Here is a 23649-nt window from a genome sequence, read left to right as displayed (position 1 = left end):
CCGCGGCCCCGCCCGGCTGGCGCTTTTCTTTCTCCATGTCTAAGATTCCCTACACTGGTCAGTCGCCGCAGGCGCGGCAGGGCCAGGCGCAACAACAGCCCGGGGCCGTTCCGCCGGAAGAAGGCCAACCCGCCGCTCACCCCTTGCTGGAAGACCCCGATGCCCTGGCCAACCGCCTGGGTGAGTCGGAGGAGTTTGTGCGCCGCAACAAGAACATCGTGTTCGGGCTGCTGGCCGCCATCGTGCTGGCCGTGGTAGCTGGCTTCGGCTACTACACCTGGCGCAAGTCGCAGGACGAGAAAGCCCAGACGGCCATGTTCCAGGCCGTGAACTACTGGGAAGCCGACTCCACCAAGAAGGCGCTGAAGGGCGACGGGCAGTACGACGGCCTCGAAGCCATTGCCTCGGAGTACAGCGGTACCAAGGCCGCCAACCTGGCCAACTTCTACGCCGGCGCCGCCGCCCTCAAGGAAGGCCAGTTCACCAAGGCCATCGACTTCTTGGAAGACTTCAGCTCCGACGACCTGCTGATTCAGGCCCGCGCCTACGCCCTCATCGGCGACGCCAACCTGGAGCTGAAGAAGTTTAAGGAAGCTGCCGACTACTACCAGAAGGCAGCCGACTACAACGCCAACGACTTCTTCACGCCCGGCTACCTGATGAAGCTGGCCACCGCCCGTGAGCTGAACAAGGACTTCGCCGGCGCCGTAGCCGCCTACGACAAGATTGTGAACGAGTACCCGACAGCCGCCGAAATCAACGACGCCAAGATCATGCGCGCCCGCGCCCAGGGTCAGGTGAGCAAGTAAGCTCCGGCAACCAGCCTACCGCAGGCGCCGCTTCCGGAGAGGAAGCGGCGCCTGTTGTTTTATGGCGTCCCCGGGGGCTGCCGGCCGAAACCGCCGGATAATCGGATATTTGCCCGCCGAACTTAGCTTTCCTCTATGGCCACCGCCCTCAAGAACCTCAGCGACTACACCTCCGACCACTTCCCCGACATCAGCGAAAAGCGCTTCGGGCTGGTTGTGGCCGAGTGGAACCGCGCCATCACCGACACGCTCTGCCAGGGCGCCTACGAAACCCTGCTTAAGCACGGCGCCCAACCCGACAACATCTTCCGTAATACCGTGCCCGGCAGCTTCGAGCTGGGCCTGGGGGCGCAGCTGCTGGCCCAGCACGAGGAAATCGACGCGGTCATCTGCCTGGGCGTCGTCATCAAGGGCGAAACCCGCCACGACGAGTTCATCAGCCACGCCGTGGCGCAGGGGCTGATGAATGTGGGCCTGAAGTTCAACAAGCCCGTCATCTTCGGGGTGCTCACCACCGAGAATGAGGCCCAGGCCTGGGACCGGGCCGGCGGGCAGCACGGCAACAAAGGCGTGGAAGCGGCCGTGACGGCCATACACATGCTGGGCTTCTGAGCCTTACTCCGACCCTTCGTAGCTGAAGTGCGGGCAAAGCCGTAGCTTTGCGGCCGAAAAACCGGGCTGCACCAAGCCGGAATTCCCTGGGGACCCGCCCCGCATTCGGCGAAGGCACTAACCTGGCCCGCCTGCTGTTCAAGCGGTATCAAAGGATTTTTCGGGGCTAGCCAGCTGGATAAATCGTTTAACGCGAATAACTTACACATTTTCCTGCCCACCATGAGTGAAGAAACCCTACGCTACTCCCGGGAAGAGCTGGCTGAGTTTGAGGCCATCATCCAGGAAAAACTAGCTGCTGCCCGGAAAGAAGTAGCCTTCATCAAAGAAACGCTGAGCCGCCGCAACGATTCGGGGACCGATAACACGGCCTCGCAGTCGAAGATGCTGGAAGACGGGGCCGATACGGCCGAGAAGGAAAGCCTCAACCAGCTGGCCTCGCGCCAGATGAAGTTTATCCAGCAGCTGGAAAACGCCCTGATCCGCATCAAGAACGGGACTTACGGCGTGTGCATCGGCACCGGCAAGCTCATTGCCAAGGAGCGCCTGCGCGCCGTGCCGCACACCCAGCACTCCATCGAAGCCAAAATGGCCCGCCGCGACTAAACCCGCCGCCCCGGCCTGCCGCCGCCCGGATTTGCCGGCCGGTACTTCGCTCCCCGGGGCGGGGCCGACCGGCAAATCCGGGCGCTGCTTTCTGGGCCTCCACTGCACCAATTGACCCGTCGGCTGCGTTAGCATCTGACTCCTGAATATCTCACCCTGCCCGGCAGCGATGCCGTGCGTCTGCATCCTCCCTCACATGGGCAAGAAACAGCATTCCTCGGGTCCCGGCAGCCGCCGCCCCGCCCCCCGTCCCGGCTCCGATTTCAAGCGCGGCGACAAACCCTTTTCGACTTTCGGCGGCGACGACCGTCGGCCGGCCCCGCGTAGCGACGCCGGCTCCGACTTCCCGTCGCGCCCGACCTTCGGGCGGCCCGGTGGCAAGCCCGGCTTCGGCAGCCGCCCCGGCGGCGACGAGCGGCGCTTCGGCCAGGGCTCGGGCGACCGTCCGTACGGCGGCGGCAACCGCCCCTCGTACGGCGGCAACGACCGCGGCTTCGAGCGCCCGCAGCGGCCCTTCAAGTCCTTCAACAAGCCGGCCGAGCCCGATGCCGCCGACGACTTCATGCGCGGCCGCTTCAACAAGCCCCCGCGTCCCGCGGCCGAGCCCGGCAACGACCAGGCGCCGCGCCGCTTTGCTGCCCGGCCCGATAACGGCGGCCGGGGCTTCGGCGACGAGCGGCGGCCCTACAACTCATCCAAGGGGGGCTTTGCCGGCAAGGACAACCGTTTCGGGAATGAGCGCCGCTCGTTCGACGCACCCCGCGACAACGAGTTCGACGAGCGCCCCCGGCAACTGAAGGGGGGCGACGACCGCCCCGTGCGCCCGGCCCGCTACGAAGACCGCCGCGACGCGCGCTCTGACCGGGGCGATGCCCCGGCCCGCTTCAACCCGGAAGGCCGCCGCACGCCTGGTGGCGCCTTCGGCCGCAGCCCGGGAGGCTACGATGAGCGCCCGCGCAGCTTCGACCGGGATGAGCGCCCGCGCCGCGACGAGCGCGCTGAGCGCCCGGCTTATGGCCGCGACGAGCGTTCGGAGCGACCCAGCCGCTTTGGCAACGCCGACCGCAGTGCCCGCCCCGAGCGCCCCACGTTTGAGCGGCGCGAGCGGCCGGACCGGGCCGAGCGGCCGGCCAAGCCCTACGGCGCCCGCGCCGAGCGCCCGGGCCGCAGCGAGTCGATGGGGGAAGCTCCCTCGTATCATAACCTGAAGCACTACGAGGAAGACAAAACCCGCGGCAACAAGCGCCGCCGCGACGAGCCCGAAACCGACGGCTCGGTGCGCCTGAACCGCTACATCGCCAACGCCGGCATCTGCTCGCGCCGCGAGGCTGACGTACTCATTGAATCGGGCGAGATTCGCGTGAACGGCGAGGTAGTAACCGAGTTGGGCTACAAGGTGCAGCCCAGCGACACCGTGCACTACGGCAAGACCAACCTCAAGCGCGAGAAGCTGGTGTACGTGCTGCTCAACAAGCCCAAGGACTTCCTGACCACCACCGACGACCCCGAGGGCCGCAAGACGGTGATGGACCTGGTGCGCACGGCTTCGAAGGAGCGCATCTTCCCGGTGGGCCGCCTCGACCGCAACACCACCGGCCTGCTCCTGTTCACCAACGACGGCGAAGTGGCCCAGAAGCTGAGCCACCCCTCGCACCGCAACAAGAAAATCTACCAGGTGGAGCTCGATAAGCCCCTCACCGAGGAGCACCTCAGCCAGATTGCCGCCGGCATCGAGCTGGAGGACGGCAAGGCGGAAGTGGACGACGTGGCCGTGGTGGCGGGCAACCCCCGCTTCGTGGGCATCGAAATCCACATTGGTCGCAACCGCATCGTGCGCCGCATCTTCGAGCACCTGGGCTACGACGTGAAAACCCTGGACCGGGTGCAGTATGCCGGCCTCACCAAGAAGGACCTGGCCCGCGGCAACTGGCGCTACCTGACCGAAAAGGAAGTTATCCGCCTGAAATATTTCATGTAGGCACGCAACCCCGGCGCGCTTAACCCGGCTCTTCCCGCAAGCGGAGCGGGCACCCGTTGCCCGCTCCGCTTTTTGCTGATGAACGCTCTCGTACTGGACATAGGCAACTCGGCCGCCAAATACGGCGCCTTCCACCACCACGACCTGACCGAAGCCGGTTGGGTAACGTCGGCTGCGGAGCTGCGGGCCGTGGCCGAGCGCCTAGGGAGCGAGCGGGTGCTGCTGGCTTCGGTAGCTGCGCCAGCCGAGGAATGGGCTGCCGCCCTGCCTCCGGCCCAAGCGCTGGTGTTCCGACCCGGCTACACGTCGATTCCCCTGGCCAATGCCTACGCTACGCCCCACACCCTGGGGGCCGACCGGCTGGCCGGTGCCGTGGGCGCGGCCCACCTGCTGCCGGGCCGCCCCGTGCTGGTAGTCGATGCGGGCACCTGCCTGAAGTGTGACCTGGTAACGGCCGACGGTACCTACCACGGCGGCAGCATTGCCCCAGGCCTGCGCCTGCGCCTGCAGGCCATGCATGCCTTCACCGGCCGGCTGCCCGAGCTGGCCGTACCTTCCGTCGCCGAAGCGGCCGCGCTGCCGCTCACCGGCACCGACACGCGCTCGGCCATGCTCAGCGGAGCGCTCAACGGGGCTGTAGCCGAGCTTAATGGCCTGCTGCAGGAGTACCGCCAACGCTTCCCCAACCTAGCCGTGGTGCTGACCGGGGGCGACGCGGCGTTTTTTGAATCGCGGCTCAAAGGCCGCATCTTTGTAGTTGCCGAGCTGGTTTTGCTTGGACTTCACCGCATACTGGTGCATAATGTTGGCTAATAAAACGAACGCGCTGGCCGTGCTGGGCCTGCTGGCGGCCGCCTCTACGGCGAGCGGGCAGGGACTGGGTAATTCTCCGTATTCCCGCTTGGGCCTGGGCGACGTCAATATGAACACCGGCGGCGTCCGGCAGCAGGGCATGGGCGGCGTGGGCGTTTGGGCGCCCAATACGGCTCAGGTCAACGAGCTGAACCCGGCCCTGCTCTACTACACCAACCGCACCACCTTCGAAATGGCGGCGGTAGGCCAGCTCAAGCGCTTGCGCAGCGGCTCCCTCTCGCAGGTCGACGGCGGTGCTACGCTCAGCTACCTGGCCTTTGCCGTGCCCGTGTCGCGGCGCTGGGGCCTGGCCGCCGGCATCAAACCCTACAGCATCGTCGACTACACCTCCTCGGTGGTGGGCAAAGTAGCGGGCGACCCCACCGCGCAGGTGCTGCAGGAGTACCGCGGCACCGGCGGCCTGTCGGAGGTCTACCTCGCACACGGGGTTCGCGTGGCTAAGGGCCTGACCCTGGGCCTGAGCACTTCCTACGTATTCGGCGCCATCGACCAGTCGTCCTCGGCGCTGGTAGCCACCGACCAGGTGCTCGATTCGCAGACGCTCAGCCGCTCGGTGGTAACCGAGCAGTTGGAGTATTCCGACTTCACGGGCCGGGCCGGGCTGCACTACCGCCACGAGCTCAGCAGCAAGCTCAACGCCAATCTAGGCGCGGTGTATACCCTGCAAACCAAGCTCGGCGGCTCGCGCCAGCGCCAGGCCGAACGGCAGAGTTTGAACGGGGCCACCATCGAGCTGATGATGCTCGATACCGACGCCCGCGGAGAGGCTATCGTGCCGTCGAACCTGCAGCTGGGCTTTGGCCTCGACAACGGCAAAAACTGGAGCGTGGGCGCCGACGTGGCCCGGCAGCAGTGGTCGAAGTTTGAGGCCTTCCGCGTGGCGGGCGACAGCCGCCCCGCCGCCATCTACCAAGACACTTGGCGCGCCGCCGTGGGCACGGAAATCACCCCCGACCCCGGCTCGGTGCAGAGCTACTTCCAGCGCGTGGTGTACCGCTTCGGGCTGAGCATGGGGCAGCTGCCCTACCGCCCCGGCGGGCAAACCCAGTACGACCGGGCCGTGAGCTGGGGCTTCATGCTGCCCATTCCCTCGGCCAGCGCCCTCGACGCGGCCAGCGTGAACCTGGGCTTCACCTACGGCCGCCGTGGTGCCGATGACGTGCTCACCGGCAGCACCGGCCGCAGCATTCAGGAAGACTACATGCGCGTGCAGCTAGGCTTCTCGCTCAACAACCGCTGGTTCCTGAAGCGCAAGATCGAGTAATGAGTAAGCTGGGAGCCGGCATTGCGGGACCTGCCGCCCTGTGGCTGAGCGCCGCGCTGCTGCTGCCGGCCTGCCGCGACAAAAGCACCGGGCCGGTAGCCAAGCAGGTGTATACCGGGCCCATTCTGGAAACGGTGCAGGCCATTACGCTGTTCAGCGACTCGGCCCGGCTGCAGGTGCGCCTGCAGGCCCCGCTCGAGCAGCAGTTCGAAAACGGCGACCTGGTGTACCCCAAGGGCGTCAAGGCCACTTTCTTCGAGCGCGACGGCGTGACGGTGGTCAACACCCTGCAGGGCCAGTACGGGCGCTACACCCGGGCCTCCAACCTCTACGTGATTCGCGGCGATGTGCGGGTGCGCAACGAAATCAAGCAGCAGAGCCTGCAAACCGAGGAGCTGTTTTACGACCGCGCCCGGGCCCGCATCTACACCAAGCCCGACATGAACGTGCGCGTGCAGACGCCCACCGAGGTGCTCACCGGCAAGGGCCTGGAGGCCAACGAGGACTTCTCGCGCTACACCATCTCCAAGCCCGAGGGCGTGTTCACCATCGATCCGGATGCCGCCGCGCAGCCTTAATTTTTTGCCGCCTGCCGTGAAACTTCCCACTCCCGACCGAGGCCTGTTGCGCACCGTGCTGTTTTCGCTGGCCGTGGTGTTCATGATCATCGGCCTTCACCAGACGGTGCTCGAGAACAGCCTGCTCCGCAACTACTGGCTGTTTATGCTTTCGGTGGTGTGCCTGCTGCTGTACCGGCGGCTGGGGCCCCTGCCCACCACGCCGCCGCCGGCCGGGCCTGCCAACACCCGGCCTGCCAAGACCAAACCCGGCGGCAAAGCCCGCCGCAAAGGCTAAGCCCCGCTTGGCCAGTTTGACTATTGCCCGAAATCGGGTTATTTTGCGCTTCTTTCGACCTTTTCTTTGCTGCTTACCCTCAACTAAATGGCTTTAATCAACACCATCCGGGAAAAATCAGGCTGGGCCGTGGGCGCCGTCGCCATCGGGATGCTGCTGTTCATCGTGGGCGGCGACCTGATCGGGAACGGCAACCTGTTCAACCGCCAGGATAACTCGGTAGGCTCCGTGGGCGGCGACGACGTATCCGTAGAAGAATTCAACGTGCTGCTGGAGCAGCAGAAGGAGGCCTACGTGAGCCAGAACGGCCGCCAGCCCACCGAGCAGGAAATGCAGAGCCTGCGCGACCAGGCCTGGAACCAGATCGTGTTCCGCCGCGCCTTCCAGCCCGAGTTTGAAAAGCTGGGTTTGCAGGTAACCGAAGAAGAGCTGACCGACATGGTACAGGGGCGCAACATTCACCCCACCATCAAGCAGGCCTTCACCGATCCGCAGACCGGCCAGTTCGACCGCGCCCGCGTGATTGAGTACCTGCGCAACCTCGACAAGATGCCGCCCCAGCAGCAGCAGGCGTGGTACACCTTCGAGCAGGGCCTGCCCCAGGACCGCCTCGGCAACAAGTACTTTGCCCTGCTCAAGAACACGGAATACGTTACCACCGCCGAAGCCCAGCGCTACAACGAGGCCCAGAACGCCAAGGCCAACCTGCGCTACCTGTTCGTGCCCTACTTCAGCATCTCCGACTCGGCCGTGAAGGTGCAGGACGCCCAGCTGGGCGACTACATCAACCGCAACAAGGCCCGCTACAAGGTGCAGGAAGGCCGCGACCTGGAGTACGTGGTAATTCCCGTGACGCCTTCGACCGAGGATAGCACCCAGGTGCGCCAGACCGTTGACCAGCTGGCTGCCCAGTTCCGCACCGCGCCCAACGACTCGCTGTTTGTGCGCCTGAACTCCGACCAGCCCTACAACGGCCAGTACGCCTCGCCGGCCGACCTGCCCGAGAAGCTGCGCGAGCAGCTGCCCCTGCAGGTGGGCCAGGTGTACGGCCCCTTCGCCGACAACGGCACCTTCTCGCTCTACAAGGTAACCGCCGCCAAGGCCGGTACCACCGCGGCCGCCCGCGCCAGCCACATCCTCATCAAGCCCGAGGGCACCACGCCCGAGGCCGATGCCGCCGCCAAAGCCAAGGCCCAGGGCATCCTGAACCAGATCAAGGCCGGCGCCGACTTTGCCGCTATGGCCCGCCAGCACGGCACCGACGGCACCGCCCCGCAGGGGGGCGACCTGGGCTGGTTTACCTCCGGCCGCATGGTGCCCGAGTTCGAGAAAGCCGTGTTCGGCACCAGTTCGGCTGGCCTGCTGCCCACCCTCACCAAAACCTCCTTCGGCTACCACATCATCAAGGTTACGGCTCCCAAAACCAGCCAGACCTACCGCGTAGCCGCCGTTACCAAGAGCATTGCCCCCTCTGACGCCACCAACGACGCCGCCTACCAGCGGGCCCAGGAGCTGAAGGGCAAAGCCACCGACCTCGAAGCCTTCCGCAAGGCCGTGGCCGCCGACAAATCCCTACAGAAGCTCGAAGCCAAGGGCCTGGGCAAGTCGGATCAGGTAGTGGGCAACATTCCCAACGCCCGCGAAATCATCCGCTGGGCCTACGAGAAGAAAACCGAAGTGGGCAGCGTCTCCGACGTGTTCTCGGTGAACGATCAGTACGTCATTGCCGTGGTGACCGGTACCCGCGAGCAGGGCACGGCCGACGTGGCCAGCGTGAAGCCCGAGGTGTCGACCTTCGTACGCAACGAAGAGAAGGCCAAGCAGATCATGGCCAAGCTGAAAGGCAGCACCCTCGAGCAGATGGCCGCCGCCTACGGCTCGGCCGCGCAGGTGCGCGTGGCCAACGACGTGGTACTGGGTCAGGGCGTGATTCCCGGCCTGGGCGCCGAGCCCGTGGCCGTGGGCACCGCCTTCGGCCTGAAGCCCGGTCAGCGTTCGGCCCCCATTCAGGGCGAGCAGGGCGTGCTGGTAGTTGAGCTGGTTGCAACCACGCCCGCCGCCCCGGCCGCTGACCTGAAAACCGTGCGCACCCAGCTGCAGGGCATGCGCTCGGCCCGCGCCAACGGCGCCGTCTACGAGGCCGTGCGTGAGAAAGCCGACGTGAAGGACGAGCGCGTGAAGTTCTTCTAGGCCGCTCGCCGACCGCATCCGTCAAAGGGCCGTATCTTACCGCAGATACGGCCCTTTTTCGTGCGCAACCGTGGCGCCGGGTTTTGCTTCTTTGGCGGGCCCGCCGGGCGGAATGAAAACCGCCGCGCCCGCGTTAGCGCCCCGGCCGCCCGGCCCAGCCCGGCCGCTCAACCCGACTTCCGACTATGTCCCTGCCTTTCGCTTCTCCCCACTTCCGCCGGGCGGCCCTGCTGGCCCTGGGTCTGCTGGCCGCCGCGCCGCTGCTGGCCCAGCCCGGCCCGCCCCCGGTTCCGGCCGACGGCACGCCGCTGGGTTTGGCCCGCGAGTATGCCCGGCGGGGCGAGTGGCTGAAGGCCGAGGCCCTGCTCAGCGACCTGCCCGGCGAGGTGCAGCTGGCTCCCAACGTGCTGCCCGACTACCTGAAGGTGCTCTTCGAGCTGAAGAAGTTTCGCGAGGCCGAAAAGCTGGCCAAAAAAGCCGTGCGCAAAAGCCCCGCCGAACCTACCCTGGGCGTGGCGCTGGGCAGCGTGTACGCCGCCCAGGGCGACACCGCCGCCGCCAGCAAGCAGTACAGCCTGGTATTGAGCCGCCTCACTGCCGGGCAGGTGGTGCCGGTAGCTACCGAGTTTCAGCAGCGCGAGCTGCCGCGCTGGGTGCAGCGCACCTACCTGCGCGGCCGTGAGCTGGCCCGGAACGACGCCGAGTACAGCCCCCAGCTGGTGCAGCTCTACACCCGCACCGGCAACACCGCCGGCCTGCTCAGCGAAACCCTGCGCCTGGTCGACCAGGACGAGCAGCAGCTGCCCTTCGTGCGCAACATGCTCCAGAATAGCCTGCGCACCGACCAGGACTTCGACACTCTGGAAAAGCTGCTGCTCTCGCGCGCCCAGCAGCAGGCCGAGCGCGCCGCCTACCCCGAGCTGCTGCTCTGGCTCTACCAGCAGCGCCGCGACTTTACCGGGGCCCTGGTGCAGGCCCGCGCCCTCGACCGGCGCCAGCGCACCGAGGGCAGCCGCGTGATGGACGTGGCCGCCATTGCCCAGCGCAACAAAGACTACGAAGCGGCCATCGAAGGCTACCAGTACGTGGCCCGCGAGTACCGCAGCGGCCAGTTTGGGCAGCTGGCCCGGCAGCGCCTCATCCAGGCCCGCGAAGAGCAGGTGCGCAACACCTTCCCCGTCGACAAAGCCCAGCTGCAGGCCCTGGTAGGGGAGTACCAGCAGCTGCTCACCGACTACGGCCGCACCGCCCAGACCGCCGAAACCCTGCGCAACCTGGCTTTGCTCTACGCCTTTCAGCTCGACGACAAGCAGCAGGGCATGCAGCTGCTCCAGCAGGTCATCGACCTGCCCCGGGCCGACGCCGCGCTGGTGGATGAAGCCAAGCTGGCCTTGGGCGACATTTACCTGCTGCGCGCCGAGCCCTGGGAAGCCACCCTGCTGTACTCGCAGGTGGAACGCTCGCGCAAGGACTCGCCCCTGGGCTACGACGCCAAGCTGCGCAACGCCCGCCTGAGCTACTTCGCCGGCGACTTCCGCCTGGCCCAGAGCCACCTCGACATTCTGAAGCTGGCCACCAGCCGTGAAATTGCCAACGACGCCATGCAGCTCAGCCTGCTCATCGGCGACAACACGGCCATGGACACCGCCGGCGTGGCCCTGCGCGACTATGCCGCCGCCGAGCTGCTGGTGTTCCAGAACAAGCTGCCCGAGGCCCTCAAAGCCCTCGACGCCCTGCTCACCAAGTACCCCGGCCACGCCCTCACCGACGAAACTTGGTACTTGAAGGCCCAGCTGCTGCGCCGCACCGGCGACTACGCCGGCGCCGTGGCCACCCTGCAGCGCATCACCGAGAACCCCAAGTACGATATCCTCTCCGACGACGCGCTTTACCTCACGGCCCAGATCGAGGAGGAAAACCGCCAGGACCGCGCCCGCGCCCAGGAGCTTTACACCCAACTGCTCACGCGCTACCCCGGCAGCATCTACGTGGCCGACGCCCGCAAGCACGTGCGCCAACTCCGCGGCGATGCCGTGCCCCAGTAAGCCCCGAACAGCGGATAGCTAATAGGAGGGAGGCAGACTCGGTCGGGTCTGCCTTCTTGCTTTCGTATCATTCCGGTTTCCTGGCCAGCCGGGGAGAAGTATGGAGGAGATACGGACCTACCCCAGGCCATGCCCCGGCGGCCCAGAGTGGGATAGTGCTAATCCCCGGCCAGCCCCGCCGGTCGCTCAGCCGAAGAACACGAACATGAGCACCAGCACCAGCACGAACACCAGGTACATCAGCCCGTCGCTGAGGATGTACTGCTTGTAGCGCTGGTAGAAGTCGCGAAGGCGTTGCATACGGGCCAAAATGCGGACGGATGAGCCGGTAAACATACGCAGACCGCGGGTTCCAGGCCGTTTTCTTTGTACTTTTGAAGATACCGCTCTCCGCTACCGTTATATGCTCAAACGCTGGATTCGTAAGCCCGCCCCCGACCCCCAGCACGTTCGCACCCTGGCGGACGCGCTGCGCGTCAACGAGTCCATCATCAGCCTGCTCTGCCAGCGGGGGGTGTGCACCTTCGACGAGGCCCGCGCCTACTTCCGCCCCGAGGTGGGCGGCCTGCACGACCCGCTGCTTATGCGCGACATGGACAAGGCCGTGCAGCGCCTCACCCAGGCCCTGTTTCAGGAAGAAAAGGTACTGGTGTACGGCGACTACGACGTGGACGGCACCACTTCGGTGGCGCTGGTGTACTCCTACCTGCGGCCCCTGTTCGGCCCCGCCCGCATCGACTACTACATTCCCGACCGCTACACCGAGGGCTACGGCATCTCCACCCAGGGCATCGACTGGGCCGCCGAGCAGGGCTTCAAGCTCATCGTGGCCCTCGACTGCGGCGTCAAGTCGGTCGACAAGATTGCCTACGCCAACGAGCGGGGCGTCGACTTCATCATCTGCGACCACCACCTGCCGGGCGCCGAGCTTCCCGCCGCCGTGGCCGTGCTCGACCCCAAGCGCCCCGACTGCGCCTACCCTTTCAAGGAGCTGTCGGGCTGCGGAGTGGGCTTCAAGCTCATGCAGGGCCTGTGCCAGGCCCAGGGCTTCGACGAAGGTCCCCTGCACGAGCTGATGGACTTGCTGGCCGTGAGCATCGCCGCCGACATCGTGCCCATCACCGGCGAAAACCGCACCCTGGTGTACCACGGCCTCAAGCGCCTCAACGACCATACCCGCTCGCCCCGCGCCGGCTTCGACGCCCTGCGCCAGCTGGCGGGCCTGCGCGAGGGGCCGCTCACCGTCAGCAGCCTGGTGTTCGGCTTCGCCCCGCGCATCAACGCCGCCGGCCGCCTGGGCGACGCCAAGCGGGCCGTGGCCATGCTGCTGGCCGAAACGGCCGAGGAGGCGCTGACCAAGGCCAACGTGGTGGACAAAACCAACACCGAGCGCCGCGGCTTCGATACGCGCATCACCGAAGAGGCCCTGCAGATGATCGAAACCGATCAGGCCCTGCGCGGCGCCCGGGCCACGGTGCTCTTCAAACAGGACTGGCACAAGGGCGTCATCGGCATCGTGGCCTCGCGCTGCCTCGACAAGTACTACCGCCCCACCGTCATCCTCACCGAGTCGAACGGCAAGGCCACCGGCTCGGCCCGCTCGGTGGTGGGCTTCGACGTGCACCAGGCCATTGTGGAGTGCGCCGATTTGCTCGACCAGTACGGCGGGCACATGTACGCCGCCGGCCTCACCATGCCGCTCGAAAACGTGGCGGCCTTCCGCCAGCGTTTTGAGGAAGTAGTAGCTGCCCGCATCACCGACGAGCAGATGATTCCGCCGGTGGAAATCGATTTGCCGCTGCGCCTGCAGGACGTGTCGTGGAGTTTTTTCAACCTGCTGCACCAGATGGAGCCCTTCGGCCCCGGCAACTCCAACCCCGTGTTCGAGTCGACCGACGTGCGCATCGTGCCCGGCTCGGCCAAGGTAGTGGGCAACTCCCACCTCAAGCTCACCCTGGTGCAGGACGGCTCGGGCCCGGTGGAAGCCATCGGCTTCGGCCTGGCCGACCACTACGACCGCATCACCCGCGGCCAGCCCTTCAGCGTGTGCTACACCGTGGACGTGAACGAGTACCGCGGCCAGAAGAGCTTGCAGCTGCGCCTCAAGGACATCGGCTGGAACTAGCCGCCGGGTAGGGGCCTACTTAAATCCGCATTGCCTAATTGGTTGGGGCGCCCGGCAGTAAAGTCGGGCGCCCCGCGCTTTTTCCGGCGGTTGGCTGCGGGCTTTGCGGTACCTTAGCCAGGCGGCGTGCCCCCAGCTGGCGCGCCCGGCTTTCCCATGAAACTGACCTTGCTTCGCGCCACCGGCGTGGTTTTGCTGGCGGCGGCAACGGCTGCGGCCCAGACGCCCGCCGTGGCCCCGGCCGCCGGCTACCGCATCAGCGTGGATACCCGCCCCGCCGCCACCACCGACCAGCTGCGCATTGTGGTGCAGACCCCGTCGGTGCAGGACGACCAGGTAACCTACGTGATGCCCAGCGTGGTGCCCGGCTCCTACGCCAAAAAGGACTACGGCCGCTTCGTGCAGGACTTCCGGGCCCTCGACGACAAGGGCAAGCCGCTGAAGGTGCGCCGCGAGGGCGCCAACCTGTTCATCATCGACAAGGCCCGCCGGCTGGCCCGCCTCGAGTACCGCGTCGATGATACCTGGGACGCGCGCATGGACGCCAGCTACGTGTTTCAGCCCGGCGGCACCAACTTCGACCCTACCGCGGCCCAGCCCAACTTCGTGCTCAACCACTACGGCCTCTACGGCTACCTCGAAGCCCCGGGCCGCAGCTACAAGATGCTGCCCTACGAGGTGAGCGTGCAGCACGATGCGGCCCTGTACGGGGCCACGGCGCTGCCCGCCCGCCGCTCACCCGGCCAGGATGTGTTCACCGCCGACAGCTACGTAACCCTGGCCGACGGCCCCATCTTGTACGCTCGCCCCGACACCGCCAGCCTGGCCGTGGGCGGCGCCCGCATTCACGTGGCCGTCACTTCCGAGACGGGCAAGGTGCGGGCCCCGCAGGTACTGGAAATCATCCGGCCCATGGCCGAGGCGCTGGGCCGCTTTTTCGGGCAGATGCCCGTGCCCCAGTACCACTTCCTGATGTACTTCCCCGACTTCCAGACCTCGAAGGTGATCAACCGGCAGACGGGCGCCTACGGGGCCATGGAGCACTCCTATTCTTCCTTGTACTTCATGCCCGAGCGCAACACCGAGGCCGAGTTGCGCGAGATGGTGCAGGAAATTGCCTCGCACGAGTTTCTGCACATGCTGGCCCCGCTCAACATTCACTCGCGCGAAATCGGGGAGTTCGACTTCCGCAGCCCGCGCATGTCGCAGCACCTTTGGCTCTACGAGGGCGTAACCGAGTACTTCGCCCACCTGGCCCAGGTGCAGGCCGGCATCACTACCGAGGACGTATTTCGCCGCAACATGCGCGACAAGATTGAGGCCTCGCAGAAGTTTCCTTCGGTGTCGTTCACCGAGATGAGCCGGCGCATTCTGGAAAAGCCTTACGACGCGATGTACGACAACGTGTACCAGAAGGGCGCCCTCATCGGCTGGCTGCTCGACATCCGCATTCAGGAGCTGAGCCAGGGCCGCCGCAGCCTGCGCGACGTGCTGCTGACCTTGCGTGAGCGGTACGGCCCCACGCGCTCCTTCGAGGACCAGCAGCTCATTCCCGAAATCGTGGCCCTCACGCACCCCCAGGTGCAGCAGTTCTTCGACGCCTACGTGGTGGGCGACCAGCCCTTGCCGCTGGCCGAGTACCTGGAGAAAATCGGCTGGCACTACACCGCCAACGAGTCGCGACGCCTGAAGGCCTACGGGCAGCTGGGCTTCCGCTACAACGAGCGCGCCCAGCAGTTCGAGGCCGCCGAAACCAACCCCGAGGGCAACGTCTTCGGCGTGCAGAACGGCGACGTGATAGTGGCCGTGAACGGGCAGCCGGTGAGTTTGCAAACCGCCGAGCAGCTGCTGCGCCCCTTGCTGGAGCCGGCCGAGGCTGCGGTGCGCCTCACCCTGCGCCGCGGCACCACCACCCTTGACCGCGAGGCCGCACCCCGCGAGTTCGAGGTGGAAATCCGCAACCAGCTCGAGCCCAACCCCAGCGCCACACCCCAGCAGCTGGAGTTGCGGCGCCGGCTGCTGGGGCCCCGGAGCTAGCCTACAGCGTAGGAGGCGCTACCGGGGCGGCGTAGTTGCGGAAGTAGAGGTTGCTGATGTACGGATTGATATTGCGGCCGATGCGCACGTACCCCTCGCGGATGAGCTTGGCTTCGTAGGCCAGGTAAGCAGGGCTGTTAGCTGCTTGCCCATTAGCGTAGCGGCGCACCCACACCCAGGCCAACTGCCCGTTGATGCGCTGCTCACGCAGTATTACCTTCCCGTTCAGCCGAGCCTGGTATTTCTCGATAGTGAGCCCGCCCGGCAGGTGGCGCACCACGCGGCGCCACGAGGTTTCCGGGGTATTGCTGGACCGGCGCGCGGGGGTTACGCTCTTGACGATGCGCCGCTTGAAGCCGATGGCCGGAGTGCGAATCTGCACGCCCAGGGTGTGCTGCTCGAGCAGCTGCCGCACGGCGGCCACCTCGCTCAGCACCGAGTCGCGGGCGGCCACGAAGCGTTCCTGGTTGACGGACTGGGCCCGGGCCGTCGACAGGCCGCAGGCGAGCAGGGCAGCTACGGCCGCTCCGCGAAGAAGATAGCTGAACATGTACTGAAGGGGGAGCAATGCGAAAAACGGCCGCAAGTAAGCACCCGCCGGCCTCATTCCGGCCCGGAAACATGATTTGATAACCCGCCCGGCGGCCCGGCGGCGTTGAAAGCGGGCGGGAGCGGCCCAATTGCCCCGCGTGTTACCTTTGCCCATACATGATTCTGCGCGCCGAACACCTCGTCAAGAAATACAAGCAACGCACCGTAGTCAACGACATGTCGCTGACCGTGGCCCAGGGCGAAATCGTGGGGCTGCTGGGGCCCAACGGCGCCGGCAAAACCACCTCGTTCTACATGACGGTGGGCATGGTCAAGCCCAACTCCGGCCGCATCTTTCTCGACGACGAGGACATCACCAACCTGCCTATTTACCAGCGCGCCCGCCGCGGCATCGGCTACCTGGCCCAGGAGGCCTCGGTGTTCCGCGACCTGTCGGTGGAGGAAAACATCCTGTCGGTGCTGGAAATGACCAAGCTGCCCAAGCAGGCCCAGCGCGACAAAGTGGAGGAGCTGCTCAACGAGTTCAGCCTCACGCACGTGCGCAAAAACCTGGGCCGGGTGCTGAGCGGCGGCGAGCGGCGCCGCACCGAAATTGCCCGCGCCCTGGCCGTCGACCCCAAGTTCGTGCTGCTCGACGAGCCCTTCGCCGGCGTCGACCCCATTGCCGTGGAGGAAATTCAGGGCATCGTGGCCAAGCTCAAGCACAAGAACATCGGCATCCTCATCACCGACCACAACGTGAACGAGACGCTCAGCATCGTCGACCGCGCCTATCTGCTCTTCGAGGGCAAGCTGCTGAAAGCCGGTACCGCTGAAGAGCTGGCCGCCGACGAAATGGTGCGCCGCGTGTACCTGGGCAAGCACTTCGAGCTGAAGCGCAAAATCTGATCATGGAGGCGCTCCTGATCTGCCTGCCGGCATTTTCCGGCTGCGTGCACCCCAGGCGGGAAACCGCCGTACTTGGGGCGTATCGGGCCCGGCCACTAAAGCGCGGGTGGCTGTTAAATGGCAATTGATCAATGATAAATGACCTGCTGGCCTGGGTTCTGAAGCGGCGCCTGGTGCGCCTGGAGCAGGTGCGCACCCAGCCGCTGCAGCTGCAGGAGCAGTTGCTGCGCCACCTGCTGCAGTCGGCGCGTTCCACGGCCTGGGGGCGGGAGTACGGCTACGCCGAAGGCCTGTCGGCCGCCGAGTTTGCCCGGCGCGTGCCCGTGAGCAGCTACGAGCAGCTGTACCCGCGCATCGAGCAGGTGCTGCGCGGCGAGGCCGACGTGCTCTGGCCCGGCCGGGTGCAGTGGTTTGCCAAGAGCAGCGGCACCACCAACGCCCGCTCCAAGTACATTCCCGTAACCCGCGAGGCGCTGGAAGACGGCCACTACCGCGCCGGGCGCGACATGGTAGCCCTGGCCACCACCCTTTACCCCGACGCGGGCGTGCTGCGCGGCAAAACCCTGGCCCTGGGCGGCTCACTGGGTCCCAATCCCTTTCGCCCCGACGACGCGGCCTCGCACATGGGCGACGTGTCGGCCGTCATCATGCACAACCTGCCGGGCTGGGCCCAGAGCCGCCGTACCCCGCCGCTGGAGCTGGCCTTGCTGGGCGAGTGGGAGGAAAAGCTCGAGCGCATGGCCCGCCACGTGCTGCACGAGAACGTGGTGAACCTGGCCGGTGTGCCCACCTGGATGATTCTGCTGCTGCGCCGGGTGTCGGAGCTGGCGGGCGGCCGGCCCATTCCGGAGGTGTGGCCCAACCTGCGCCTGTTCATGCACGGGGCCGTGGCCTTCGGACCCTACCGGGAGCTGTTCCGGCAGCTGATTCCCGACGAGCGGATGCGCTACCTGGAAATCTACAACGCCTCGGAGGGTTACTTGGCCTTCCAGGACCAACCCGACTCCTCTGATCTGCTGCTGCTGCTCGACCACGGCATCTACTACGAGTTTATCCCGACCGCCGAGCAGGACCGCGAGCAGCCCCGCACGCTCACCCTCGGCGAAGTGGAAATCGGCCCTAGCTACGCCCTGGTTATCAGCACCACGGCCGGCCTCTGGCGCTACCACCTCGGCGACACGGTGCGCTTCACCAGCCTGGCTCCCTACCGCATCCGTATTTCCGGCCGCACCAAGCACTTCCTGAATGCTTTTGGGGAAGAGGTAGTGGTGGAAAACGCCGAAGCCGCCGTAGCCGCCGCCGCCCGGGCCACCGGCGCGCTGGTGCGCGACTTCACCGCGGCCCCCATTTACTTCGACGGCGCGGCCGGCTCACGCGGCGGCCACCAGTGGCTGGTGGAGTTTGCCCAGCCGCCCGCCGACGCCGCGCACTTCACGGCTGTACTCGATGCCGAACTGCGCCAGCTCAACTCAGACTACGACGCCAAGCGCCACCGCGACCTGGCCTTGCAGCCGCCGCTGCTTACGGTAGCCCCGGCGGGTACTTTCGAAGGCTGGCTGGCCCGGCGGGGCAAGCTGGGCGGGCAGCACAAAGTGCCGCGGCTGAGCAACTCCCGCGAGCTGCTGGATGAGTTGCTCCAGCTCAGTTCCGGTCGCACCTAGCCGCCGGTAACCGAAAACATCGAGAGTAAGTACTAAGTAATGGGCTTTGTCAAGGATGAGAAATAGAAGAATTTTCCCATCCGGCCGTTGATGCGCTTTTCCCGGCCTCCGGATAAGCTTAAGCAGGGCAGCCCGTTACGCGGATGCTGGCTCTCCGGTTACGGCGCATCTGGTAAAAAAAACGATAGTTTATCTTATTATTGAGAAAATTACATATTTTAGTGCAACTGTTCCCACCTAACGGCCCCACCCATTGTCTACTTTTACGGTTTCCCCCACCGCCCGCGTGCACACCTCTTCCGCCCCGGAAGGTACGTCGGCTGCCGGGTCGTCGTCCCGCTCCCGCTCCCGTTCGTCGTCCCGCTCCTCGTCGCGGTCGTCCTCGCATTCCTCTTCCCGGCGTAAGCGTCAGCGCAACCGACGCTCCTTCATGAAGAAGTGGGTAACGGGCCGCACCATTGGCTGGCTGCTGACTTTGATGGTGGCTGTATTGGTGATTAGCCTGATGATTATTGCCAAGCAGAAGGACTCGCTTTCTTCGTACCCCACCGAACTGACTTTCTCTGACCATACCGGCAGCTAGTCTCGCTCAATAAACGCCACGGCCCCCGCCTCTGGAAGCAGAAGCGGGGGCCGTGGCGTTTGCTGGGGAAGGAAAGCCTACTGGTCGAACATGCGGCCGAGGCCACCCAATACGGTGCCGCTTTCCTTGCCGGCGTTGGCGCCGTTGGGCATCAGCGCCTGAATCAGCTTTTTCACCGGCATTGACTGCAGCCACACCCGGCCTGAGCCGCGCAGCGTGGCTAGCAGCAGCCCTTCGCCGCCGAAAATCATGGATTTGAGGTTGCCGGCGCGGGATACGCTGAAGTCGATGCCCGGCTCGAAGGCCACCACGCAACCCGTATCCACGCGCAGCATCTCGTTGTTGAGGGTGCGCTCGATGACGGTGCCACCGGCGTGAATAAAGGCTTTGCCGTCGCCGGTGAGCTTCTGCAGAATGAAACCTTCGCCGCCGAAAAAGCCCGAACCCAGCTTCTGGTTGAAGTGAATGGCCAGCTTGGTGCCCCGGGCCGCGGCCAGAAAGCCGTCCTTCTGCACGATCAGGCCCTGGGGTAGCGTGCTCAGGTCGATGGGCATGATGGTGCCGGGGTAGGGAGCCGAAAAGCCCACGCGGGCCTTGCCGTAGGAGCCGGCGTGGGTGAAGTGCGTCATAAACAGCGACTCGCCAGTGATGAGGCGAGTGCCGGCCGAGAGCAGCTTGCCGAAAAAGCCCTGATCGGGCTCCGAGCCGTCGCCCATGCGCGTGTCCCAGGCAATGGGCTCGTCCATGTACACCATGGTGCCGGCCTCGGCAATTACGGTTTCCTGCGGGTCCAGCTCTACTTCCAGTACCTGGATGTCGTGGCCGATAATGCGGTAATCAACGTCGTGGGAACGCATGATGGGGGGTGAAATGGATGTCGCGGCAAGTATAAGGGAACGGCAATAAAAAGCGGCGAACCGCCCGGTGACTGCGGGCACAGGCAGCCGGGCGGTTCGCCGGATCCTGGCTCGCAGCCGGAGCCGGTTAGCTTTCTTCCGCGGTGGTTGGAGGCAGGGCCGCGTCGTCGTCGGCCGCTTTCTTTTTCTTGGCTTCCTTAGACGTGCGGCGCATGAACTCCTCGTCCGACTCCTCAGGCTCCTCCACTACGCCTTCTTCCACGGGAAATTCCTCGTCCTCGGCTTCGGTTTTTTCGCCGAACTGCCCGTCGCGGTTCACCAGCTTCTTGTCGCGCACGTGGCGGTTCAGAAACTCGTTGATCTGCTCGATGGAGTAGCTGGAGGTGATTTCGCCCAGCGGGTTCACCTTGATTTCGAAGCCTTCCAGCTCTTTGTGTACCCGCGGCTTTTTGTCCGGGTCCTGCTGCTTTTTCTTGACGGGTTTCTTGGCCATGAGCGTCGCGCCTTAAAGGGTGGATACGCGGCAGCCCCAAAAAAGCCGGGCCGCCGCGTAGCTTTTCCACTACGCAGCGGCCCGGCCTTCGGATGCACCCGCGCCTAGGCGGCGGGGTGGCTGAGCTTGTCGATGGCCAGCCAGAGGCGGTCGGCCGTTTCCTGGGTGCCCAGAATACTCATGATGGCCATCAGGTCGGGGCCGGCGGCGGCGCCCGTTACGGCTACGCGCAGCGCCTGCAGCACCTGGCCCAGCTTCAGGCCCAGGCCTTCCACCACCTGGGTCAGCAGCGTCTTGATGCCCTCGGGCGTGGTATCGGCCGCGGCCGGCAGCTGGGTGGCAAACTCCGAGAGGGCCCCGGCTACCTGGGCGTTCCACTTCTTGCTGACGACCTGCTCGTCGTAGCTGGCGGGGCGCTGGAAGAACAGCTGGGCTTCCTTGGCCAGGTCGGCCGGGAAGGTGGCGCGCTCTTTCACCAGGGCGGCAATCTGCTCGGCTTTGTCGGCCGGCACGTCGCTGATGCCCTGCTGCTGCAGGGCGTCGAGCAGGTACTGGGCCAGCTCCGCATCAGGCTTGGCGCGCAGGTACTGCTCGTTGTACCAGCGCACCTTGTTCTGGTCGAAGCGGGCCGGCGACTTGCTCACGCGCTCGATGGAGAAGGCCTCAATCAGCTCGGGCATCGAGAAGATTTCCTGCTGGGTACCCGGGTTCCAGCCCAGGAAGGCCAGGAAGTTGATGAAGGCCTCGGGCAGGTAACCCGACTCGCGGTAGCCGCTACTCACGGTGGGCTGGCCGGTTTCGGCATCGGTGCCGTGGAACTCCAGCGGAAACACCGGGAAGCCCAGCTTGTCGCCGTCGCGCTTGGAGAGCTTGCCCGTGCCGTCGGGCTTGAGCAGTAGGGGCAGGTGGGCAAACTGCGGCATGGTGCTTTCCCAGCCCAGGTAGCGGTACAGCAGCACGTGCAGCGGCGCCGAGGGCAGCCACTCCTCGCCGCGAATCACGTGGGTGATTTCCATCAGGTGGTCGTCCACGATGTTGGCCAGGTGGTAGGTCGGCATGCCGTCCGACTTCATCAGCACCTTGTCGTCGATGGAGGAGGAATGCACCACCACCCAACCGCGAATCAGGTCGTTGAAGCGCACTTCTTCCTTGCGCGGTACCTTCAGGCGAATGACATAGGGCGTATCGTTGGCCAGCAGCTGATGTACTTCCTCGGCGGGCAGGGTCAGCGAGTTGCGCATCTGGGCGCGCGTGATGCTGTTGTACTGCGGGTTGGGCACCTTGGCCGCCGTGAGCCGGGCGCGCATGGCGTCCAGCTCCTCGGGCGTGTCGAAGGCGTAGTAGGCGTAGCCGTCGCGGATGAGCTGGTCGGCGTACTGGCGGTACATGGGTTTCCGCTCGCTCTGGCGGTAGGGCGCGTGCGGGCCGCCCTGCTCGATGCCCTCGTCAATCTCGATGCCGCACCAGCGCAGCGAGTCCATGATGTACTGCTCGGCCCCGGGTACGAAGCGGTTCTGGTCGGTGTCCTCGATGCGCAGCAGCATCTTGCCGCCCAGCTTGCGGGCCAGCAGGTAGTTGTAGAGGGCGGTGCGCACGCCGCCGATGTGCAGCGGGCCGGTGGGACTGGGCGCAAACCGCACCCGAACTTCTCTTTCCATACGAAAACGACACTATCGGCCCCGACGGTTATGTCGGGGCAAAACGTGGCGCGAAGGTAGGCAATGATTGAGTGAGCGAATGACTGAATGTCTGTACGTCACTCAATCATTCAGTCATTCGCTCACTCAATCATTGGTCAGTCGCGGTTGCGAAACGACAGCCACAGCACCAAGCCCAGCAGCGTGATGCCGCCGCGAATCAGCCAGGCCGTGGCCGGGCCCCAGTTGTTAATCCAGTCCAGGAACAGGAAGTTCAGGTTCAGCAGCGGCAGAATCAGGGAGATAACGCCAACGAGCAGCAGGCCGAGTCCGAGTTCTTTCATGTGGTGAGATGGTAAGGGGGTGAGATACTGAGTTTGCCGTTGAGGCAGCCAGAACTACACTCACCAGCTTGCTATTTCACCACTTCTTCTATTTCACTGCAATGCAGGAAATTTCCACCAGCACGTCCTTGGGCAGGCGGCTGACCTCCACGGTTTCGCGGGCAGGGTAGGGGCCGGCGCCGAAGTACGAGCCGTAGATTTCGTTGATGACGGCAAAGTTGCCCAGGTCCTTGACGAAGATGCTGCACTTCACCACGTCGGCCAGGCTGTAGCCGGCGGCGGCCAGCACGGCCTGCAGGTTGCGCATTACCTGGTGGGTCTGCGGCTGCACGTCGCCCTCGCCCACGAGCTGCCCGCTGGCCGGGTCCAAGGCAATCTGGCCCGACACGTACACGGTGTTGCCGGCCTGCACGGCCTGGCTGTAGGGCCCGATGGCGGCCGGCGCGTCGGCGGTCTGAATAATGGTATTGGTCATTGAGCAGGGGGTTGTGGGCCGAAGCCCTATTTTCGGGGCCTGAACTTAGCCAAATCCATGCACCTACTCATCCTCGACGGCCAGCACGTAGCCGCTGAACTGCGCCAGAAATTCGGTCCCGGGCACCGCTACACCTTCGTGCCCGAGGCCGACGGCCGCCTGGTCGACGACGCGGAAGCGGCCCTGCCGCTGCTCGACGAAGCCCTGCCCACGGCCGACGTGGTGTTCGACTTCGGCAACTACGGCCCGCTCTACGAAGAGCGCGCGGGGCTGGTGGTGTTTGCCGAGGCGGCCACCGAGTCGCTGGCCAGCCGCTTCGGCGGGCCCCACCGGCCAAGCTACCCCGTATTCGGCTTTTGCGGCCTACCCACGCTGCTCAACCGCCCGCTGCTGGAAGTGAGTTTGCTCGATCCCGCCGCTGCCGACCAGCTGCGTGAAACCTGCGCCCACTTGGGCACCGACTTCCGCGTGGTGGAAGACCGGGTGGGTTTGGTGACGCCCCGGGTGGTGTGCATGATCATCAATGAAGCCTGCTTTACGGTGCAAGAAGGCACGGCCTCGGTGCGCGACATCGACCTGGCCATGAAGCTCGGCACCAGCTACCCCCGAGGGCCGTTTGAGTGGGCAAATGCCCTAGGCGTAGCGCGGGTGTACGAGGTGCTGGCGGCGCTGTGGGAAGACACTCGCGACGAGCGGTACCGCATTTGCCCGCTGCTCAAGCGCATGGTGCAGCAGCAGGAGTCGTTTGCGCTGTAAAAACCCAAG

The 23649-nt window shown here is 65.5% G+C and carries 22 protein-coding genes; 16 read left to right on the top strand and 6 right to left on the bottom strand.

What is annotated here, in order from left to right; translation table 11 throughout:
- The first annotated feature begins 35 nt into the window (after nt 1–35).
- From ACE191_RS13435 to ACE191_RS13380, 12 genes are all read left to right on the top strand, one after another.
- Nucleotides 36–809 carry a tetratricopeptide repeat protein gene (locus tag ACE191_RS13435; RefSeq protein WP_400192745.1) on the top strand — a complete coding sequence of 258 codons (774 nt, stop codon included), beginning with the start codon at nt 36–38 and terminating at the stop codon, nt 807–809.
- A gap of 135 nt (nt 810–944) precedes the next feature.
- Nucleotides 945–1421 (top strand): 6,7-dimethyl-8-ribityllumazine synthase, encoded by a 477-nt coding sequence (ribH, locus tag ACE191_RS13430; RefSeq protein ID WP_400192744.1) that lies wholly within the window; start codon nt 945–947, stop codon nt 1419–1421.
- A 222-nt stretch (nt 1422–1643) separates the two neighbouring features.
- Nucleotides 1644–2027, top strand: coding sequence for a TraR/DksA family transcriptional regulator (locus ACE191_RS13425; RefSeq protein WP_400192743.1), 384 nt, complete (start codon nt 1644–1646; stop codon nt 2025–2027).
- Between the two features lie 196 nt (nt 2028–2223).
- A complete protein-coding gene (locus ACE191_RS13420) occupies nt 2224–4005 on the top strand; it encodes a pseudouridine synthase (RefSeq protein ID WP_400192742.1) in 1782 nt (593 codons plus the stop codon).
- A 78-nt stretch (nt 4006–4083) separates the two neighbouring features.
- Nucleotides 4084–4818: a type III pantothenate kinase gene (locus tag ACE191_RS13415; RefSeq protein WP_400192741.1), complete on the top strand. Its 735-nt coding sequence runs from the start codon at nt 4084–4086 to the stop codon at nt 4816–4818.
- Nucleotides 4808–6142 (top strand): hypothetical protein, encoded by a 1335-nt coding sequence (locus tag ACE191_RS13410; protein WP_400192740.1) that lies wholly within the window; start codon nt 4808–4810, stop codon nt 6140–6142. The genes ACE191_RS13415 and ACE191_RS13410 overlap by 11 nt, the downstream gene beginning before the upstream one ends.
- Entirely contained in the window at nt 6142–6720 is a 579-nt protein-coding gene (lptC, locus tag ACE191_RS13405) for an LPS export ABC transporter periplasmic protein LptC (RefSeq protein WP_400192739.1), read from the top strand. Before ACE191_RS13410 ends, lptC begins: the two co-directional genes overlap by 1 nt.
- Nucleotides 6721–6736: 16 nt before the next feature.
- A complete protein-coding gene (locus ACE191_RS13400) occupies nt 6737–6997 on the top strand; it encodes a hypothetical protein (RefSeq protein WP_400192738.1) in 261 nt (86 codons plus the stop codon).
- 87 nt (nt 6998–7084) lie between these two features.
- Nucleotides 7085–9187: a SurA N-terminal domain-containing protein gene (locus tag ACE191_RS13395; protein ID WP_400192737.1), complete on the top strand. Its 2103-nt coding sequence runs from the start codon at nt 7085–7087 to the stop codon at nt 9185–9187.
- A gap of 185 nt (nt 9188–9372) precedes the next feature.
- On the top strand, nt 9373–11232 hold the full coding sequence (locus ACE191_RS13390) for a tetratricopeptide repeat protein (protein ID WP_400192736.1): 1860 nt from the start codon (nt 9373–9375) through the stop codon (nt 11230–11232).
- Between the two features lie 403 nt (nt 11233–11635).
- The gene (recJ, locus tag ACE191_RS13385; RefSeq protein WP_400192735.1) at nt 11636–13357 is read left to right on the top strand and encodes a single-stranded-DNA-specific exonuclease RecJ; all 1722 of its coding nucleotides are present in this window, start codon (nt 11636–11638) and stop codon (nt 13355–13357) included.
- Between the two features lie 156 nt (nt 13358–13513).
- Entirely contained in the window at nt 13514–15394 is a 1881-nt protein-coding gene (locus tag ACE191_RS13380; RefSeq protein WP_400192734.1) for a PDZ domain-containing protein, read from the top strand.
- Nucleotide 15395: 1 nt separating this feature from the next.
- Here ACE191_RS13380 and ACE191_RS13375 read toward each other — a convergent pair whose 3' ends face one another.
- Nucleotides 15396–15944, bottom strand: a complete 549-nt coding sequence (locus ACE191_RS13375) for a hypothetical protein (RefSeq protein WP_400192733.1) — start codon at nt 15942–15944, stop codon at nt 15396–15398.
- Between the two features lie 158 nt (nt 15945–16102).
- Here ACE191_RS13375 and lptB point away from each other — a divergent pair, with 158 nt between their 5' ends.
- From lptB to ACE191_RS13360, 3 genes are all read left to right on the top strand, one after another.
- Nucleotides 16103–16834, top strand: coding sequence for an LPS export ABC transporter ATP-binding protein (lptB, locus tag ACE191_RS13370; RefSeq protein ID WP_400192732.1), 732 nt, complete (start codon nt 16103–16105; stop codon nt 16832–16834).
- Nucleotides 16835–16965: 131 nt separating this feature from the next.
- Complete coding sequence (locus ACE191_RS13365; protein ID WP_400192731.1) at nt 16966–18495, top strand: GH3 auxin-responsive promoter family protein; 1530 nt, start codon at nt 16966–16968, stop codon at nt 18493–18495.
- A gap of 430 nt (nt 18496–18925) precedes the next feature.
- Complete coding sequence (locus ACE191_RS13360) at nt 18926–19078, top strand: hypothetical protein (RefSeq protein ID WP_400192730.1); 153 nt, start codon at nt 18926–18928, stop codon at nt 19076–19078.
- A gap of 77 nt (nt 19079–19155) precedes the next feature.
- Here the strand turns inward: ACE191_RS13360 and ACE191_RS13355 are convergent, their stop codons facing one another.
- The 5 genes from ACE191_RS13355 to ACE191_RS13335 all read right to left on the bottom strand — a co-directional run bounded on the left by ACE191_RS13355 (nt 19156) and on the right by ACE191_RS13335 (nt 22884).
- A complete protein-coding gene (locus ACE191_RS13355) occupies nt 19156–19935 on the bottom strand; it encodes a TIGR00266 family protein (protein WP_400192729.1) in 780 nt (259 codons plus the stop codon).
- A gap of 127 nt (nt 19936–20062) precedes the next feature.
- Entirely contained in the window at nt 20063–20428 is a 366-nt protein-coding gene (locus ACE191_RS13350) for a hypothetical protein (RefSeq protein ID WP_400192728.1), read from the bottom strand.
- 104 nt (nt 20429–20532) lie between these two features.
- Entirely contained in the window at nt 20533–22086 is a 1554-nt protein-coding gene (gene gltX / locus ACE191_RS13345) for a glutamate--tRNA ligase (RefSeq protein ID WP_400192727.1), read from the bottom strand.
- A gap of 137 nt (nt 22087–22223) precedes the next feature.
- Nucleotides 22224–22409 carry a hypothetical protein gene (locus ACE191_RS13340; RefSeq protein WP_400192726.1) on the bottom strand — a complete coding sequence of 62 codons (186 nt, stop codon included), beginning with the start codon at nt 22407–22409 and terminating at the stop codon, nt 22224–22226.
- A gap of 88 nt (nt 22410–22497) precedes the next feature.
- Nucleotides 22498–22884 (bottom strand): RidA family protein, encoded by a 387-nt coding sequence (locus tag ACE191_RS13335; protein WP_400192725.1) that lies wholly within the window; start codon nt 22882–22884, stop codon nt 22498–22500.
- Between the two features lie 57 nt (nt 22885–22941).
- Here ACE191_RS13335 and ACE191_RS13330 point away from each other — a divergent pair, with 57 nt between their 5' ends.
- Entirely contained in the window at nt 22942–23640 is a 699-nt protein-coding gene (locus ACE191_RS13330; RefSeq protein ID WP_400192724.1) for a 3-hydroxyacyl-CoA dehydrogenase family protein, read from the top strand.
- The last annotated feature ends 9 nt before the right edge of the window (nt 23641–23649 follow it).

The organism is Hymenobacter sp. B81 (assembly GCF_044628455.1).
Classification (GTDB): Bacteria; Bacteroidota; Bacteroidia; order Cytophagales; family Hymenobacteraceae; genus Solirubrum.
Note: the sequence above shows the minus strand (reverse complement) of the source record. Positions and strands in the feature narration are given on the sequence as shown.

Coding starts and splice junctions, on each gene's coding strand:
- ACE191_RS13380 (WP_400192734.1), top strand. CDS start 13,514: ATGAAACTGACCTTGCTTCGCGCCACCGGCGTGGTTTTGCTGGCGGCG.
- ACE191_RS13425 (WP_400192743.1), top strand. CDS start 1,644: ATGAGTGAAGAAACCCTACGCTACTCCCGGGAAGAGCTGGCTGAGTTT.
- ACE191_RS13365 (WP_400192731.1), top strand. CDS start 16,966: ATGATAAATGACCTGCTGGCCTGGGTTCTGAAGCGGCGCCTGGTGCGC.
- ACE191_RS13355 (WP_400192729.1), bottom strand. CDS start 19,935: ATGCGTTCCCACGACGTTGATTACCGCATTATCGGCCACGACATCCAG.
- ribH (WP_400192744.1), top strand. CDS start 945: ATGGCCACCGCCCTCAAGAACCTCAGCGACTACACCTCCGACCACTTC.
- ACE191_RS13335 (WP_400192725.1), bottom strand. CDS start 22,884: ATGACCAATACCATTATTCAGACCGCCGACGCGCCGGCCGCCATCGGG.
- ACE191_RS13395 (WP_400192737.1), top strand. CDS start 7,085: ATGGCTTTAATCAACACCATCCGGGAAAAATCAGGCTGGGCCGTGGGC.
- ACE191_RS13390 (WP_400192736.1), top strand. CDS start 9,373: ATGTCCCTGCCTTTCGCTTCTCCCCACTTCCGCCGGGCGGCCCTGCTG.
- gltX (WP_400192727.1), bottom strand. CDS start 22,086: ATGGAAAGAGAAGTTCGGGTGCGGTTTGCGCCCAGTCCCACCGGCCCG.
- lptB (WP_400192732.1), top strand. CDS start 16,103: ATGATTCTGCGCGCCGAACACCTCGTCAAGAAATACAAGCAACGCACC.
- ACE191_RS13350 (WP_400192728.1), bottom strand. CDS start 20,428: ATGGCCAAGAAACCCGTCAAGAAAAAGCAGCAGGACCCGGACAAAAAG.
- ACE191_RS13375 (WP_400192733.1), bottom strand. CDS start 15,944: ATGTTCAGCTATCTTCTTCGCGGAGCGGCCGTAGCTGCCCTGCTCGCC.
- ACE191_RS13410 (WP_400192740.1), top strand. CDS start 4,808: ATGTTGGCTAATAAAACGAACGCGCTGGCCGTGCTGGGCCTGCTGGCG.
- ACE191_RS13340 (WP_400192726.1), bottom strand. CDS start 22,409: ATGAAAGAACTCGGACTCGGCCTGCTGCTCGTTGGCGTTATCTCCCTG.
- ACE191_RS13435 (WP_400192745.1), top strand. CDS start 36: ATGTCTAAGATTCCCTACACTGGTCAGTCGCCGCAGGCGCGGCAGGGC.
- ACE191_RS13360 (WP_400192730.1), top strand. CDS start 18,926: ATGAAGAAGTGGGTAACGGGCCGCACCATTGGCTGGCTGCTGACTTTG.
- ACE191_RS13420 (WP_400192742.1), top strand. CDS start 2,224: ATGGGCAAGAAACAGCATTCCTCGGGTCCCGGCAGCCGCCGCCCCGCC.
- lptC (WP_400192739.1), top strand. CDS start 6,142: ATGAGTAAGCTGGGAGCCGGCATTGCGGGACCTGCCGCCCTGTGGCTG.
- ACE191_RS13415 (WP_400192741.1), top strand. CDS start 4,084: ATGAACGCTCTCGTACTGGACATAGGCAACTCGGCCGCCAAATACGGC.
- recJ (WP_400192735.1), top strand. CDS start 11,636: ATGCTCAAACGCTGGATTCGTAAGCCCGCCCCCGACCCCCAGCACGTT.
- ACE191_RS13330 (WP_400192724.1), top strand. CDS start 22,942: ATGCACCTACTCATCCTCGACGGCCAGCACGTAGCCGCTGAACTGCGC.